Source organism: Faecalimonas sp. (genome assembly GCA_029264305.1).
Classification (GTDB): domain Bacteria; phylum Bacillota; class Clostridia; order Lachnospirales; family Lachnospiraceae; genus Faecalimonas.
Genome location: JARICA010000002.1, coordinates 21,054 through 37,814 on the forward strand (window position 1 = coordinate 21,054; position 16,761 = coordinate 37,814).

The window sequence follows — 16,761 nt, forward strand, 5'->3', positions numbered from 1 at the left end:
GAGTGCTAATTTTCTATTGACATTTAAAAATAAGGGTATTAATATATTCATTAAGTAATAAAAGAAAAAGGAGTTGTTATAAATGGGAGCAAAACACGGAAGTCTTTCAATTAATAGTGAAAATATTTTTCCGATTATAAAAAAATGGATGTATTCAGATCACGATATTTTTGTACGTGAATTAATTTCTAATGGTTGTGATGCGATTACGAAATTAAAAAAATTAGATGTGATGGGTGAATATAGTATTCCAGAAGATTATAAAGCAAAAATAGAAGTGATTGTAAATCCTGAAGAAAAAACATTGAAATTTATTGATACTGGTATCGGTATGACTGCAGATGAGGTAGAAGAATACATTACGCAGATTGCTTTTTCAGGTGCAACAGAATTTCTTGAAAAATATAAAGATAAAACAACCGAAGATGATATGATAGGACATTTTGGTTTAGGTTTTTATTCTGCATTTATGGTTGCTGATGAAGTACAGATTGATACACTTTCTTACAAAGAAGGAGCTTCACCTGTTCATTGGACTTGTGACGGTGGCACAGAATATGATCTGGAAGAAGGAACAAAGGATACAGTCGGAACAGAAATCACTCTTTTCTTAAATGAAGATAGTCTTGCATTTTCTAATGAATATCGAGTAAGAGAAGTAATTGAAAAATATTGTTCATTTATGCCAGTTGAAATTTTCTTATCTAAAGAAAATGCAGAACAAGAATACGAAACAATCCTAGAAGATGAACTTCGTGAGGATGATATAGTTGTTGAACATATTCATGAAGAAGCTAAAATGGAAGAAAAAGAAAATGAAAATGGCGAAAAAGAAATGGTAGAAGTATCGCCAGCAGTTGATAAAGTGAAAATTAATAAGCGACCAGTTTCTTTAAGTGATACAACACCTCTTTGGAGCAAACATCCTAATGAATGTACAAAAGAAGAATATATTGATTTTTATAGAAAAGTATTTATGGATTATAAAGAGCCATTATTTTGGATTCATTTAAATATGGACTATCCATTCAATTTGAAAGGAATTTTATATTTCCCTAAAATTAATACAGAATATGAATCTATAGAAGGAACAATTAAACTTTATAATAATCAAGTATTTATTGCGGATAATATTAAAGAAGTTATTCCTGAGTTCCTTATGTTATTGAAAGGTGTAATTGATTGTCCGGACTTGCCATTAAATGTATCAAGAAGTGCATTGCAAAATGATGGATTTGTAAATAAAATTGCAGATTATATTTCTAAAAAAGTAGCTGATAAATTATCTGGCATGTGTAAAACAGATCGAGAATCATATGAAAAATATTGGGATGATATTAGCCCATTTATTAAATTTGGCTGTTTAAAAGATGAAAAATTCTGTGATAAAATGAGCGATTACATCTTATTTAAAAACTTAGAACATACATATATGACATTAAAAGATCTTGTTCCAGAAGAAGAAAAAACAGAAGAAAATACAGAAGAAAAAGCTGAGGAAAAAGAGAAGACAACAATTTATTATGTAACAGATGAGCAACAGCAAAGTCAGTATATCAATATGTTCAAAAAAGAAGGTATGGATGCTGTGCTTCTTACTCATAACATTGATTCTGCATTTATTTCTCAATTGGAACAAAGAAATCAAAACGTGAAATTCCAAAGAATTGATGCAGATTTAACAGAAAGTTTAAAAGAAGATGTTTCTGAAGAAGATGCAAAAGTATTGGAAGAGAAGAAAACAACATTAACAGAAGTGTTTAGAAAAGCATTATCAAATGATAAGTTGGAAGTAAAAGTAGAAAAATTAAAACATGAAAATGTGGCATCTATGGTTACGTTGTCAGAAGAATCTAGACGTATGCAGGAAATGATGAAGATGTATAATATGTATGGGATGGATCCATCTATGTTTGGGACAGATGTAACACTTGTGTTGAATGCAAATCATCCATTGGTTCAATATGTATTGGAAAACAAAGAAGGAGAGCATACACAAATGTTCTGTCAGCAATTATATGATTTAGCTATGTTGAGTAATAAACCGTTAAATCCAGAAGAAATGACGGCTTTTATTAACAGAAGTAATGAAATCATGATGTTATTAGCAAAATAATAGAATATAAATTTAAACTTATAGACGTTGAAATGATTTGTATGAATTGTTTCAACGTCTTTGTTTTTCTGAATAATTTTCAGAAAAAAGAAAAATAAAAAAATTGAATTGACATTAATTGTCGAAAAAAGTATAATTGAGAAAAATATACTTATGAGGAGGAAGAAGTATGGCTAAATTTTGTACAAAATGTGGAAAAAGACTAGAAGAAGGAGAAGTTTGCACTTGTACACAACAGGTGGAATGTAATGCTGAATCACAGGTAGAAAATAATGCCGAATCACAGGCGGAAAGTTGGAATGGGGGCCAACCGACAATTAATCAAACGGGGGAAAAAACGAAGGAAGCAGAGTGGATTAGTGCAAAAAGCACTATTGTTGTGAATGAAACGAAAAATATATTTTCTAAAATCATTCCTTTGTTAAAAAATCCAGTTGTAGAAACAAAAAATATTGCGAATGGAAAATCAAGTATACCTGGACTTGAGTTTATAGGCTTGAAGGCATTGGTAGCACTTATTTTTACTATTATCATGCTTGTGAAAATGGACTCAGCATTGGGTGGGTATATTGATATACCAAAAGCAACAGTGATTATTATGGTGCTTTTGTTAACACTTGGAGCAGATTGTTTAGAGGCTCTTCTTTTGAAGGTTTTTTCAGGTGTGTTAAATGGTGTGACAGATCAAAGTGCAATGTATACAGTTGTAGGAACAAGAGCATTATTTGAAACATTAATCTTTCTTGTGTCAGGTGTTTTGTGCTTTGTATCATTTAATTTTGGATGTATTATATATGCACTTGGCAAAATAATTTTACCAGTTGTTGAATTTGCTGGTTATCGTGTGCTTGTACAAGCAGATGAAGATCGTAAAATCTATGCATATTTTATTGCAAAAGTAGTGATGGCGATTATTATTTATATTGTGGTATACCTTTTTGGAAAAGAAATGTTAACAAGTGTTATGGGAACATTATTAGGTGGTTTATTAAAATTTTAGGACATATTTATTGAGAATTTAATTGAAATAGGAGATAGTAGATGAAAGAAAAGAAAAAACCAATTGCTATTTTACTTGCTGTTGTGGATTTACTATTGATTGTAGTTTTTGTAGCCACATTTTTCGTTGGAAGAGTAGAGGGGAAAAAGGTTAAACCAAATTTAGACTCTAATTTCAAACCAAATGCAGTAACATACAAAGAAGTAGATCAAACAAAAGAGTATAAAATAGACAAACAAATTACATATGATGGAAAAAGTATTCATACAGGAAAAGCATCAGTGGAGCCAAAGGCTGAACTTGTTTTTCCAGAAAGCGATAAAAACTTGCTTACAGATGAGCAAATAAACGAAAAAGTAAAAGATCAAGAAACGATTAAATTAGCAATTAATGAAATATATGCTCGTCACGGATATCAATTTACAACAGAAGAAGAAAATAATCATTTTAATCAATTTGATTGGTATAAAAATATGACAAAACAAGCTGATATGAATAAAGTGAGTGCAGAATTTTCAGAAACAGAGAAAAGTAATTTAGAAAAATTACAGGCATATTCAAAATCTAAAGGATGGTCATAGGGGGTGAGATGATGTTTTGTCCAAATTGTGGAACAGAGTGTAATGATAAAGATTTATTTTGTGGGGAATGCGGAAGTTCTTTAGCAGAATATAGAGAAGAAGAACAACAAAATACAGTATTATCACAAAAACCAGCAGAACTTCCAAAAAAGGAAATAAAAATTTCTAAGATGCAATTACTTCTAATAGGGGAAGTAATCATTATGGCAGTGCTATTTATTGGAATTTATTTTTCATTAGATAAAAAATATTCAGCTGAAACAACGGCTTTAGAATATTGGAAAGCAAAAGCAAATGGGGAATGGAATAAAGTATATGACTTTTATTCATTCCCAAAAGAAGAAGGATTAAATAGACAGTTGTATGTAAATGCACATATGGATGATAAAGAAACGAAATATCAATCGATCCAAGTGGAAAAAAATCTGAAGAAAGAAGAAAAAGATTCTGCTTATTATGTGATATCATATACGACATCGAAAAATGCTGCTAAAAAGTATGCAGAAGTATCACTTATTAAAGGGGAACGAAAATTTTTGTTCTGGAATGAATGGCACGTTGTTCCAGAAAATGAAGTTGCAGAAAAATGTAAAATAACAGTCCCTGAAAAAGCAATTGTAAAGTTAAATGGTGAAAAGATAAGAGGGAAAGAAAAATTAGACAGAAATGGAATGAAAGAAATTGATATGGGGGATATGTTTAGAGGAACATATCAACTAGAAGTATCAGAAGATGGAATGAAAACATATAAGGATATGTTGGAGATTGATTCGTTTGTAGGTGGCAAGAGAATTGAACTTATTCCAGAAGAAAAAGAAAAAGAAAAATTAGTGAAACAGTTAGGTGATGATATAGAATCGCTTTTGAATGCAGCAATTGCAAAAAAAGACTTTAACGCAGTGAAAGAGTTATTTTCGGAAGATGCCCAAAAGCGTTCCTATATTAAATCAGCATATGAAGGTCTTTATAGGATAACAGATCAAGAAGGAACGGTTATTCATTCTTTTGATTTATCTAACATCAAAATGACAATGAGTGATTACTATGGACGTAGAAATGAAATGATGCTTGAGGTTAAAATGACTGTAAAATCAAATTGTAAAAAATTCTGGTCAGAAGAAATACAGACATCAGAAAAAGAAGAAAGAGGAATAATTACTTATGTAAAAGAAGGAAAAAAATGGAAACTAAAAAATATGCCGATTACATATTATGATATTCTATATTAAAAATTAGGGGGACATCTATGGATGTCCCCTTTGTCTTTACATGAGTTCAAATTCGATTTTTTTCTGTGTGAAAAATTTTTGTATCATTTTATCCCAAGCTTCTTCTAAAGATTTATCTAGTGTGAAAAGATTCATGGAAGTTCCTGTCACACACTTAAGAGAAGTTCCATCATAAGAGATGTTTAGATATAATCCTTGTACATCTTGAGGTGTGAATGCTAATGTTTGCTGTTCTAAAAGTTTTTTGATATTGGTTTCTGCTAATCCGAAGATGAATTTAAACCGTAGAGGGGTGCGTTTTCCTCTAATTAGAGAAAAGCAATACTCTCTTAAATCGGTCCATAAGGAATAGTTGCGTTCGGGGAGCATATCCTTATCAAAAAAATCTTTTTGTAATCGTCCATTTATTGAAAATGTGTTAAAAGTAACAATCTCTCCTTCGATAAAGAGAAAAGAATCAAATGTTTCAGAAAGAAGAAGTTTAGACATAAACTCCTTTACTTCAGAAATTGATAATAAAACCATAATTACCTCCGTAGTCTAATTTTGAATGGTATGTATCTGTGTGATATGAGTATATTAAGGGAAATAATAGAATAGAGATTTGCTATAGGCTATATTATAGCAGAAACATTGACTTTTTGAAAGTAAAACAGTATCATAAACCTATGCGTTTAGATAGCAGGGAGTGTGAAAATGAAAGAAGAAATAATTCGTTTAAATAAATTTTTAAGTGAAGCTGGTGTATGTTCAAGGCGAGAAGCAGATAAGTTGATTGCGTCTGGAAAGGTCTTTGTAGACGGTAAACGTGCAGAGATGGGAATGAAAGTTTCGGTTGAACAAGAAGTAAAAGTGGGCAAAAAAGTTGTTAGTACAGGAAAAGAGATGGTACTTTTAGCAGTAAATAAGCCTGTAGGAATAGTTTGCACAGAAGAAAAGAAAGAAAAGAATAACATTATTCGCTTTTTGAATTACCCGACCAGGATAACATATATAGGACGTTTAGATAAAGATTCGGAAGGGCTTTTGTTGATGACGAATAATGGAGATATTATTAATAAAATGATGAGAGCTGGGAATCGTCATGAGAAAGAGTATAAAGTAACGGTAAACAAACCAATTACTGAGGAATTTATTGAAAAGATGGGACAAGGTGTTCCGATTTTAAATACTATGACAAGACCATGCAAAATAAAAGCAATTGGGAAATATAAATTTAATATTATCTTAACACAAGGGTTAAATAGACAAATTCGAAGGATGTGTGAATATTTTGGCTATAAAGTAACAAGACTAGAAAGAGTACGCGTAATGAATATTACACTTGGAAAATTAAAACCCGGAGAATATAGAAAAGTAACGGATGCTGAGATAAAGGAACTTTACGATATGATTAAAGATTCATCAAATGAGACTGTTATAGAGTAGAAATAGGAGTAAAAGATGACAGATAAGAAAAAACGTATGCAGGAATTGATTGCATGCTTAAATAAAGCTAGCAAATCTTATTATCAAGATGCAACAGAGATTATGAGTAATTTTCAATACGATAAATTATATGATGAATTAGTTGCGTTGGAAAAAGAATTAAATATCACCCTTTCTAACAGTCCTACAGTAAATGTGGGGTATGAAGTTTTAAGTGAATTACCAAAAGAACGACATGAAAAGCCCATGTTATCTTTAGATAAAACAAAGGAAATTAGCGGGTTAAAGGAGTTTTTAGGGAAACAGAAGGCAATTATTTCATGGAAGTTAGATGGGTTGACAATTGTGTTAACATATCAAGATGGTGAATTACGAAAAGCAGTAACTCGAGGGAATGGTGAGGTAGGAGAAGTTATAACAAATAATGCAAAAGTGTTTAAGAATATTCCTCTTCATATTTCTTATAAAGGAGAATTAGTCATTCGTGGGGAAGCTGTTATAGGCTATAAAGATTTTGAGAAGATTAATGAAGAAATTGAAGATGTAGATGCTAAATATAAAAATCCAAGAAATTTATGTAGTGGTTCGGTACGTCAATTGAATAATGAAATTACAGCAAAGAGAAATGTGAAGTTTTTTGCGTTTTCACTTGTGAAAGCAGAAGGGATAGATTTTAAAAATTCAAGAAATGAACAATTTAGATGGCTCTCGGAACAAGGTTTCGATGTGGTAGAGCATGAAGAAGTAACAAGTTCTGATATTGCAGATAAAGTGGAAAAATTTGCACATAAGATAGAAAAGAATGACTTTCCATCGGATGGACTTGTTTTAGTGTATGATGATATTGCTTATGGACAATCCCTTGGCACAACGGCAAAATTTCCAAGAGACTCTTTTGCTTTTAAATGGGCAGATGAGATTCGCGAAACAACTCTTAGAGAGATAGAGTGGAGTCCATCAAGAACAGGCCTTATTAATCCGGTGGCTATATTTGATTCAGTAGAATTAGAGGGAACTACAGTGAGCCGTGCAAGTGTTCACAATATTAGCATTATGGAAGAATTAGAATTGGGGATTGGGGATCGAATAGAAGTTTATAAAGCGAATATGATTATTCCGCAAATCGCAGAAAACTTAACAAGAAGTGGGGTTAAAAATATTCCTGAAAAATGTCCTATATGTAAAGAGAAAACGGAGATAAGAAAGGTAAATCATGTAAAAACACTTTATTGTACAAATCCTGAATGTCAAGCAAAGAGGATAAAATCTTTTGCACTTTTTGCCAGTAGAGATGCCTTAAATATTGATGGAATGTCAGAGGCAACTTTAGAAAAATTTATACTAGAAGGTTTTATTAAGGAATATGCAGATGTTTTCCACTTAAATCGGTATGAAGAAAAAATAAAAGCAATGGAAGGATTTGGAGAAAAGTCTTATAATAAATTGCAAGCAAGTATTCAAAAAGCAAGAGTGACGACTTTGCCTAAAGTCATTTATAGTTTGGGGATTGCTAATATTGGTTTAGCAAATGCAAAGATGATATGCAAAGAATTTGATAATAATATAGAAGAGATTATGAATGCTACTATTGATAGATTGAATCAAATTGATGGCGTTGGTGAAATTATCGCAGGAACTTTTGTGGAATATTTTTCGATAGAAAAACATCGAAGAGAATTTGAAAATCTTTTGGCTGAAGTTACTATTCCAAAAGATGATGCAGAAAAAGATAAACAGATTTTTGATGGAATTCAATTTGTAATTACAGGAAGTGTAAATCATTTTGCAAATCGAAATGCAGTAAAGGAAACGATTGAGAGTAAAGGTGGAAAAGTAACAGGAAGTGTTACTTCTAAAACAAATTATTTGATTAATAACGATACAACATCAACTTCTTCTAAAAATAAGAAGGCGAGGGAATTGGGGATACCGATTATTTCAGAAGAAGAATTTTTGGAAATGTTAAGAGAGGGATAATATGTTAGAGAATGAAAATAACGTAAAAGATACTGATTTACAAGAAACAACAGATAAAAAAGAAGATGAGTACGAAAAATTTTGTTTTATGTGTAGGCGTCCTGAAAGCATTGCAGGTAAAATGATTGAATTACCTAATCATATACATGTATGCTCAGATTGTATGCAGAAAAGTTTTGATGCAATGAATAATGGACAGATTGATTATAGTAAATTAATGAATATACCAGGGATACAGGTAATGAATGTGGAAGATTTGAATAATATGATTCCAAAACAGCAGAAGGTAAAGAAGAAAAAGGCAAAAGAAAAGGTAGAACCGGCCTTGGATATAAAGAATATACCAGCTCCACATAAAATTAAAGCAAGTTTAGATGAATATATTGTAGGACAGGAACATGCGAAAAAGGCAATGGCGGTTGCTGTTTATAATCATTATAAAAGAGTTGCTACGAATACGATGGATGATATTGAGATTGAAAAATCAAATATGTTAATGATTGGACCTACAGGGTGTGGAAAAACATATCTTGTAAAAACATTAGCACGTCTCCTAGATGTACCTTTAGCTATTACAGATGCAACTTCATTGACAGAAGCTGGATATATAGGAGATGATATTGAAAGTGTTGTTTCAAAACTATTAGCAGCAGCAGATAACGATGTGGAAAAAGCAGAACAGGGAATTATTTTTATTGATGAAATAGATAAAATTGCAAAGAAAAAAAATACAAGTCAAAGGGATGTAAGTGGCGAATCTGTTCAACAAGGAATGCTGAAATTACTAGAAGGTAGTGAAGTGGAAGTGCCTGTGGGAGCAAATAGCAAGAATGCGATGGTTCCTCTTACAACTGTTAATACAAAAAATATTTTATTTATTTGCGGTGGAGCATTTCCAGGTTTAGAAGAAATTATTAAAGAACGTTTAAATAAACAAGCATCGGTAGGTTTTATGGCTGACTTAAAAGATAAATATGATCATGACAAGAATCTTTTAGAAAAAGTAGAAGTGGAAGATATTAGAAATTTTGGCATGATTCCGGAGTTTATTGGTCGTCTTCCGGTAATTTTTACATTACAAGGATTAGATAAAGATAAATTAGTAAGAATTTTAAAAGAACCTAAAAATGCAATTTTAAAACAGTATCAAAAACTACTTGCTTTAGATGAGGTGAAATTAGAATTTCACGAGGATGCATTGGGAGCAATTGCAGAAAAAGCGATGAAAAAGAATACAGGTGCAAGAGGATTGAGAGCGATTATTGAAGAGTTTATGCTTGATATTATGTATGAGATTCCAAAAGATGATAATATTGGACAAGTAACAATTACAAAGGATTACATAGAAGGAACAGGAGGTCCGATTATTCTTCTTCGTGGACAAGGGGCTATTGAAGAAAAGTGATAAAAATAAAACAAAAAAAATATAAAAATTGTAAAAAATGACGGTTGCAAAACATCTCTAATGGGTGTAATCTGAATAAGGTTTTTAAGAGAAGAGAAAAGACAAGGAGATGTAGACATGGAAGAGTATCGTTATTTGTTAGACGTTGCAATTATTCTTTTGAGTACAAAAGTATTAGGTCTTGCAACAAGAAGAGTACAAATGCCACAGGTAGTAGGAGCATTATTAGCAGGGCTGGTATTAGGACCGGCGATGCTTGGTATATTAACGGAAACAAGTTTTATCCATGAAATTGCAGAAATCGGTGTTATTGTTTTAATGTTTTGTGCAGGTATGGAGACAGATGTTAAGGAATTAAAAGAAAGTGGAAAAGCGTCATTTATCATTGCACTTTTCGGTGTTATTGTTCCTCTGATTGGAGGATTTGGAATTGCTTATTTCTTTAACAAGCCAGAATTGATTTCTTCAGATGCGGGTTGCAGCATCTTTTTACAAAATATTTTTATTGGGATTATTTTGACAGCAACATCAGTAAGTATTACAGTAGAGACATTGAAAGAACTTGGAAAATTAAAAACTCGTTCGGGAAATGCAATTTTAGGAGCTGCTATTATTGATGATATTTTAGGGATCGTAGCATTGACAATTGTAACAAGTATGGCGGATTCTTCCGTAAGTATTGCAGTTGTATTATTGAAAATTGCAGGATTTTTCGTTTTTTCTGGGATTATTGGTATCTTGTTTTACAAAATATTTAAAAAATGGAGTGAAACATCCAATAAACCACTTAGAAGACATGCAATTATTGCATTTGTATTTTGTTTATTAATGGCGTTTATTGCTGAAGTTGGATTTGGAGTTGCAGACATTACAGGTGCATTTATCGCAGGTTTGATTATTTCAAATACGTCACGTTCAGCATTTGTAGCATCAAAATTTGATACATTATCATATATGTTGTTATCACCAATCTTTTTTGCGAGTATCGGATTGAAAGTTGTATTACCGAAAATGTCAGTTGCAGTTGTAGTATTTTCAATAGTACTATGTATCATAGCTATTTTAACAAAGATTATCGGTTGTGGTTTAGGTGCAAAAGTTTGTGGATATGAAAATTATCAGTGCAAACGAATTGGTGTCGGAATGATTTCACGTGGTGAGGTTGCATTAATTGTAGCAAGTAAAGGAGAAGCATTGGGACTTTTAGGTTCTAATTTCTTAGGACCAATTATCATTGTTGTTGTTATTACTACAATTATTACACCGATTTTATTAAAAATTGTATTCAAATCAACACCATCAAATGAACATCCATCTGATTATGCAGGAAGTAATAAATTTGCAGAATATGATGAAAGTGTTCGTGGAATGCGTGAAGAAAAAGAAATTTGGAAATAAATATAAAGGGTTTCGCAATTATGCGGAACCCTTTTCATATATTGAAAATAAAAAGGGAAATATGTTGGAAGAGTCATTTGTATGTAAAGAGCAAATTTTGTCGGAAGATTTTAGAGATTTTATTTATGAAAGAGAAAATCCATATTTTTTAGAAAAAATTTCTAAAATTAGAGTTTGTGATCAAGAAATTGGATTTTATTATCATACGGTATATGTGAATAAAATTTTTGGGGATCCAATTACCCTAGAAAGATTTGCTTATGGAAGTATCCCTAAATGTTATACTTTGTTAGATTCAGAAACGTTAAATCAAGCGGGCATTTCTAGAGTGCAAAATTATCCGACGTTACAACTGAGAGGAAGTGGTGTAATGATTGGAATTATTGATACGGGAATTGATTATGAAAATAGTCTTTTTAGAAATGAGGACGGAAGCACAAGAATTGCAGGGATTTGGGATCAAACTATTCAGACGGGAAAAGAGCCACAGGGATTTTTGTTTGGAAGTGAATATACTAGGGAAAAAATTAATGAAGCATTGCAAAGTAGCAATCCAAAAGAAATTGTTCCATCGATAGATGAAGAAGGTCATGGGACATTTGTAGCTAGCGTAGCTGCGGGGGGAGAAAATGTAAATGAAGATTTCTTAGGAGCAGCTCCACAAGCTACATTAGGTATTGTCAAATTAAAACAAGCAAAAAAATATTTGAAACAATTTTATTTTATAGATGAGGAAACGAAATGTTATCAGGAAAATGATATTATGCTAGGAATGAGATATTTAGAGTTGTTAGCACGAAAAAATCAATTACCACTTATTTTTTGTATACCTCTTGGGACAAATTTAGGCGATCATAATGGAACATCACCTTTAGGAAATTTACTTTCTTATTATTCAAATGTGCATAATATGGCGGTTGTGTTGGGGGGAGGAAACGAGTCAAACCAACGCCACCACTATTATGGTAGAGTAGAAGAAAAGAGGAAAAAGGATTCTGCTGAAATACGTGTAGAAAGAACGGGGACAGGATTTACATTAGAAATGTGGACGGATATACCAAATATTTTTATGGTAACGATTACTTCACCGGCAGGGGAGAGAATTCCATTTCCGACTGTGAAACAAAGTGAAAGTACTTCGGTTCATAGTTTTGTTTTTGAGAGAACGAAAGTGTATGTGGATTATAGATTACTTGTAGAAAGAACAAATTCAGAATTAGCATTCATTCGATTTGAAAATGCAGTAGAAGGAATATGGAAGGTAGAACTAGAGGCGTTACAAATTGCTGATGGCATTTTTCATATGTGGCTTCCAGTAACAGAATTTTTGAAGGGAGAAGTTTATTTTTTGCGTTCCAATCCGGATGTAACCATTACGGAACCAGGATGTGTTTGGAATGCGATGACAGCAGCAAATTATAATGGAAATAATAATAGTATTGCTATTGATTCTGGAAGAGGATATACTAGAAATGGAAGTTTAAAACCGGATTTTGCTGCACCAGGAATAGAAGTGTTAGGAATGTCAAATAGAAATCAGTTCGTAAGAAGAAGTGGATCGAGTATTTCTGTAGCAATTACAGCAGGTGCCTCAGCATTGCTTATGGAATGGCTTTATTATCAGTTGGGAAGACGAAATGTAGATACGGTTCAAATTAAAAATTTATTGATTTTAGGAACAAATCGCATAGAGGTTGAAGAATATCCTAACAGAGAGTGGGGATATGGAACTTTGGATTTGTACAAAACATTTGATGAATTGAGATCATTTTAAGAAAGGAAAGCATAGATGAAAGATTTGATTGAAAATATTATGGATAAAATTGGAGAAACAGCAGAAACAGTTGGGAAAAAAGCTGGAGAGGTTGTAGAAGTACAAAAGATTAAAGGAAAAATTCGTACTTTAGAGAGAAATAATCGAAGAGATTTAAGAGATTTAGGCCGCATGATTTATGAACGTTATCAAAATGGAGAATTGCAAGAGGGAGAATTTCTTGATTTATGTGAAAATATTTCTGAGAGAGAAGAAGAAATAAAAGTGTGTGAAGACGAAATACAGAGCATTGTTGAGGACTAATTATGTTGGTAGTTTGTTTTTTGATCATCATTGTAGTTTCGGTTTTGGATTTGTGGATGAAAAATCAGGTGGAGAAGAAGATGAAGTATGGAGAAGAATTTCCAATTCAACAAGGAAGACTTTTGGTTCGCCGTGTGCATAACGAAGGAATGGCGTTGAATTTAGGGGATAAATATCCAAATATTGTAAAATGGCTATCACTTATTGTTACGTGTATTGTTACTATATATATGTGTTGTCTTTTTGGAAGAAAGAAAAACAGTTTAGAGAAAATTAGTTTAAGTTTCTTGATTGGTGGATCAATAAGTAATTTGTATGACAGGATAAGAAGGAAATATGTTGTAGATTATATCGGGTTTCGGTCGAAGTGGAAAAAGTTTGAAAATATTACATTTAATATGGGAGATTTTTCTATTTTTGCTGGAGTGATAGGGGTTGTTTTATCCTACTTAAAAAAGTAAAGGGAGATGAGGGGCATCTCCCTTTATTGTTGGAAAAATTCCTTGATTTGATCTAAAACAATATTTATAAGTTTTGTGCGAGCTTCTATACTTGCCCAAGCGATATGTGGGGTAATAAGCAATTTGCGACTGTCTTTTATTTTTAATAAAGGGTTACTATCTTCTATTGGTTCAGTACAAAGAACATCTAATCCTGCGGCGGAAATTAAATTATTTTCAAGTGCATAAGCTAGATCCTTTTCTACAACGATTGCTCCACGACCTAAATTTAGAAAAATAGCGGAAGGTTTCATTTTGGAAAAGGCCGACTTATCTATTAAATTTTTTGTTTTTTCTGTAAGAGGTGCATGTACAGAAATAATATCTGATTGAGTTAAAAGCGTATCGAAATCTACTTTTTTGTATTTTTCTTGAGCAGGATTGATTGAAGGGGAATAATAAATTATTTTCGCACCAAAGCAGTCTGCAATTTGAGCGACACGGCGACCGATATTACCAAGTCCGATAATTCCCCATGTTTTACCTTCAACCTCAGCAAATTTTTCCTCTAGATGAGTGAAAATTTTATTATTGTTATAGTCTCCATTTTTGACATATGTATCATAATAATTTAACTTTTCTAACAAATAAAAAAGTAAAGCAAATGTATGTTGTGCAACAGAATTAGTTGAATAGCCCGCAACATTGCGCCAAGCAATATGATTTTCTTCTAGATAAGTTTTATCCAAATTATCAGTGCCTGTAGCGGTAACACATACAAGCTTTAGGTGTTTGGCGGTATGAATAGTTGATTGGTTAATAGAAACTTTGTTTACAATAATAATGTCAGCATCTTTAACCCTGTCTGGAATTTCAGTAGGAGTGGAATAATCATATCGAATGACTTCGCCAAATTGGTTAAAGTTAGATAAATCAATATCATCGCCAAGTGTTTTTGCATCTAAAAATACTATTTTCATTCTTTTAATCCTTTCTGATTTGTTATAAAATAATTTTAACTTGAAAAAGAAAAAAAATCTACTGGAGATGATAAAATGATACAAGAGATATATCCACATATTTATAAAAATGAGTATATACCGAGAAAACCAGAGAAAAAAAGTTTTGTCTGTATATATCGGGGAAAAGAAGTGCTGTTAAAAGATTCAGAAGACATTGTTTTTCCTACCATTGAAGACTTAGAAAAATATGATGTCGATGTTGCAGAGAAAATGACATATCTTTTTACGATTGACAAACAATCGTTTTATTTAGGAGAAGATTTGAAAAATCATATAGAAGGATATTGTTGGAAGGATACAGAATTGTTTCGGAGATTGAAACCACAATATCTTGCTTTCGCAGGAATTACTGGTTATCAATTATATAGATGGTATCAATCCCATAAATTTTGTGGGAAATGTGGAAAGAAAATGGTACAAGATGGAAAAGAAAGAATGGTTAAATGTGAAAAATGTGGACAAATGGAATATCCCAAAATATCTCCAGCAGTTATTGTTGGGGTGATAAATGGGAAACGTCTGCTATTATCAAAATATGCAGATAGAGATTATAAAAAATATGCTCTAATTGCTGGATATGCAGAAATTGGCGAAACAATAGAAGAAACGGTGAAACGAGAGGTTATGGAAGAAGTGGGATTGAAAGTGAAAAATATTCGATTCTACAAAAGTCAGCCGTGGTCTTTTACAGATACTCTCTTATTTGGATTTTTTGCAGATTTGGATGGAGAAGATAAAATCACATTAGATACAGAAGAATTAGCGTTAGCAGAATGGTTTGAGCGTGAAGATATTCCGATCATGGATAAAAATATAAGTCTTACAAATGAGATGATTTTACATTTTAAGAAAGAGAAAGATATTGACATTTAATTCTGTGGTGAATATACTATAATTTGAAAAGAGCGATTGCGAATTATACTAATTTGCTTTGCTCTTTTTAAGTTTAGCGAGAAAATTAAGAAAAACAAGAAAGGAAGAGAGTATGGAAAAGAACAAAGTAAAAGAATTTGCAATTGATATTTTGGTAGATATTGTAGGTAATCTTTTGATTGCTATTGGAGTATATAATTTTGCGGCGAATGCTAAATTTCCAGTTGCTGGAATTTCTGGAATTGCCATGATTTTTTATCATTTATTTGGCTTGCCGATTGGTACAATGACAATTATATTAAACATTCCCATTGTTATTATGTGTTACAAATTGTTGGGAAAAGGATTTCTTCTACGTTCCCTTAAAACAATGATTATTGCATGGCCTCTTATGGACTATGTTGCACCGATGCTTCCAGTGTATTCAGGCGATAGAATGTTGTCAGCTATTTGTGTAGGTGTATTTTCAGGATTGGGATATGCAATGATTTATATGAGAAATACATCTACAGGAGGAGCAGATTTTATCATTATGTCTGTTCGTGCATTGAGACCACATTTATCAATCGGGAAAATCACATTTCTTACAGATGTTATCATTGTAGGATTGGGTGGAATTCTTTTTGGAGATGTAGATAGTATTATTTATGGATTGATCTTAACTTATATTCTTTCTATTGTTGTAGATAAAGTGATGTATGGTATTGATGCGGGAAAAATGACATTAGTTGTTACAGATCATGGTCATGAAGTGGCTAAACGAATAGATGAACTTACACAACGTGGTTCTACTTTTTTGAGAGGTGTTGGAAGCTATTCTGGAGAAGAAAAACTCGTTGTTATGTGTGCTTGCAGTAATAAAGAAATGCATATGGTGCAAAAAGCCGTTAAAGAAGTAGATGGAAATGCTTTTTTAATTACAATGGAATCTAATGAAGTAAGAGGGGAAGGATTTAAACCTCACTAAATATAGAAGAACACTAAAAGAGTAAAGTTTTAGTGTTCTTTTTCTTCATAATAAAAAGAATATTTAATATTCAATGAGATAAAATAGGAAATAGATGCTTTTTTGCTCTATATTATAGAAGAAAAGAAAAAAAGTAAAAAAAATGAAAAAAGATGTTGACATATGTAGAATAGAATGATATTATAGACAAGCACTCGAGAGACGAGCCAACAAGTCAAAAACAAATTTCAAAAAAATGAAAAAAGTTG

At 31.9% G+C, this 16,761-nt stretch carries 15 protein-coding genes; 13 read left to right on the forward strand and 2 right to left on the reverse strand.

The genetic code is table 11. From position 1 onward, the window contains the following. Positions 1-82: 82 nt before the first annotated feature. The 4 genes from htpG (at position 83) to ACY2U7_RS00205 (ending at position 4,926) form a co-directional block, all read left to right on the forward strand. On the forward strand, positions 83-2,116 hold the full coding sequence (gene htpG, locus ACY2U7_RS00190; RefSeq protein WP_461815629.1) for a molecular chaperone HtpG: 2,034 nt from the start codon (positions 83-85) through the stop codon (positions 2,114-2,116). 169 nt (positions 2,117-2,285) lie between these two features. Next, positions 2,286-3,116 (forward strand): hypothetical protein, encoded by an 831-nt coding sequence (locus ACY2U7_RS00195; protein WP_461815630.1) that lies wholly within the window; start codon positions 2,286-2,288, stop codon positions 3,114-3,116. 41 nt (positions 3,117-3,157) lie between these two features. After that, positions 3,158-3,697 (forward strand): YARHG domain-containing protein, encoded by a 540-nt coding sequence (locus tag ACY2U7_RS00200; RefSeq protein WP_461812253.1) that lies wholly within the window; start codon positions 3,158-3,160, stop codon positions 3,695-3,697. Positions 3,698-3,708: 11 nt separating this feature from the next. Continuing rightward, entirely contained in the window at positions 3,709-4,926 is a 1,218-nt protein-coding gene (locus ACY2U7_RS00205) for a zinc ribbon domain-containing protein (protein WP_461815631.1), read from the forward strand. Between the two features lie 36 nt (positions 4,927-4,962). Here the strand turns inward: ACY2U7_RS00205 and ACY2U7_RS00210 are convergent, their stop codons facing one another. Further along, positions 4,963-5,451 carry a DUF5721 family protein gene (locus ACY2U7_RS00210; RefSeq protein ID WP_461812255.1) on the reverse strand — a complete coding sequence of 163 codons (489 nt, stop codon included), beginning with the start codon at positions 5,449-5,451 and terminating at the stop codon, positions 4,963-4,965. 171 nt (positions 5,452-5,622) lie between these two features. Here ACY2U7_RS00210 and rluF point away from each other — a divergent pair, with 171 nt between their 5' ends. The 7 genes from rluF (at position 5,623) to lspA (ending at position 13,672) form a co-directional block, all read left to right on the forward strand. Beyond that, positions 5,623-6,354, forward strand: a complete 732-nt coding sequence (rluF, locus tag ACY2U7_RS00215) for a 23S rRNA pseudouridine(2604) synthase RluF (RefSeq protein ID WP_461812256.1) — start codon at positions 5,623-5,625, stop codon at positions 6,352-6,354. Positions 6,355-6,369: 15 nt separating this feature from the next. Then, the gene (gene ligA, locus ACY2U7_RS00220) at positions 6,370-8,331 is read left to right on the forward strand and encodes an NAD-dependent DNA ligase LigA (protein WP_461812257.1); all 1,962 of its coding nucleotides are present in this window, start codon (positions 6,370-6,372) and stop codon (positions 8,329-8,331) included. Between the two features lies 1 nt (position 8,332). Further along, the gene (gene clpX, locus ACY2U7_RS00225; RefSeq protein ID WP_461812258.1) at positions 8,333-9,736 is read left to right on the forward strand and encodes an ATP-dependent Clp protease ATP-binding subunit ClpX; all 1,404 of its coding nucleotides are present in this window, start codon (positions 8,333-8,335) and stop codon (positions 9,734-9,736) included. Positions 9,737-9,853: 117 nt separating this feature from the next. Further along, a complete protein-coding gene (locus tag ACY2U7_RS00230) occupies positions 9,854-11,134 on the forward strand; it encodes a cation:proton antiporter (RefSeq protein ID WP_461812259.1) in 1,281 nt (426 codons plus the stop codon). A gap of 61 nt (positions 11,135-11,195) precedes the next feature. Then, positions 11,196-12,908, forward strand: a complete 1,713-nt coding sequence (locus ACY2U7_RS00235; protein ID WP_461812266.1) for a S8 family peptidase — start codon at positions 11,196-11,198, stop codon at positions 12,906-12,908. 15 nt (positions 12,909-12,923) lie between these two features. After that, positions 12,924-13,211, forward strand: a complete 288-nt coding sequence (locus ACY2U7_RS00240; protein ID WP_461812260.1) for a hypothetical protein — start codon at positions 12,924-12,926, stop codon at positions 13,209-13,211. Between the two features lie 2 nt (positions 13,212-13,213). Continuing rightward, the gene (lspA, locus tag ACY2U7_RS00245; RefSeq protein ID WP_461815632.1) at positions 13,214-13,672 is read left to right on the forward strand and encodes a signal peptidase II; all 459 of its coding nucleotides are present in this window, start codon (positions 13,214-13,216) and stop codon (positions 13,670-13,672) included. 23 nt (positions 13,673-13,695) lie between these two features. On the opposite strand, the gene ACY2U7_RS00250 is transcribed toward lspA, so the two are convergent. After that, positions 13,696-14,631 carry a D-2-hydroxyacid dehydrogenase gene (locus ACY2U7_RS00250; RefSeq protein WP_461812262.1) on the reverse strand — a complete coding sequence of 312 codons (936 nt, stop codon included), beginning with the start codon at positions 14,629-14,631 and terminating at the stop codon, positions 13,696-13,698. Between the two features lie 75 nt (positions 14,632-14,706). Here ACY2U7_RS00250 and nudC point away from each other — a divergent pair, with 75 nt between their 5' ends. Next, a complete protein-coding gene (gene nudC, locus ACY2U7_RS00255; RefSeq protein ID WP_461812263.1) occupies positions 14,707-15,546 on the forward strand; it encodes an NAD(+) diphosphatase in 840 nt (279 codons plus the stop codon). Between the two features lie 112 nt (positions 15,547-15,658). Continuing rightward, the gene (locus ACY2U7_RS00260) at positions 15,659-16,513 is read left to right on the forward strand and encodes a YitT family protein (RefSeq protein ID WP_461812264.1); all 855 of its coding nucleotides are present in this window, start codon (positions 15,659-15,661) and stop codon (positions 16,511-16,513) included. Positions 16,514-16,761: the final 248 nt, after the last annotated feature.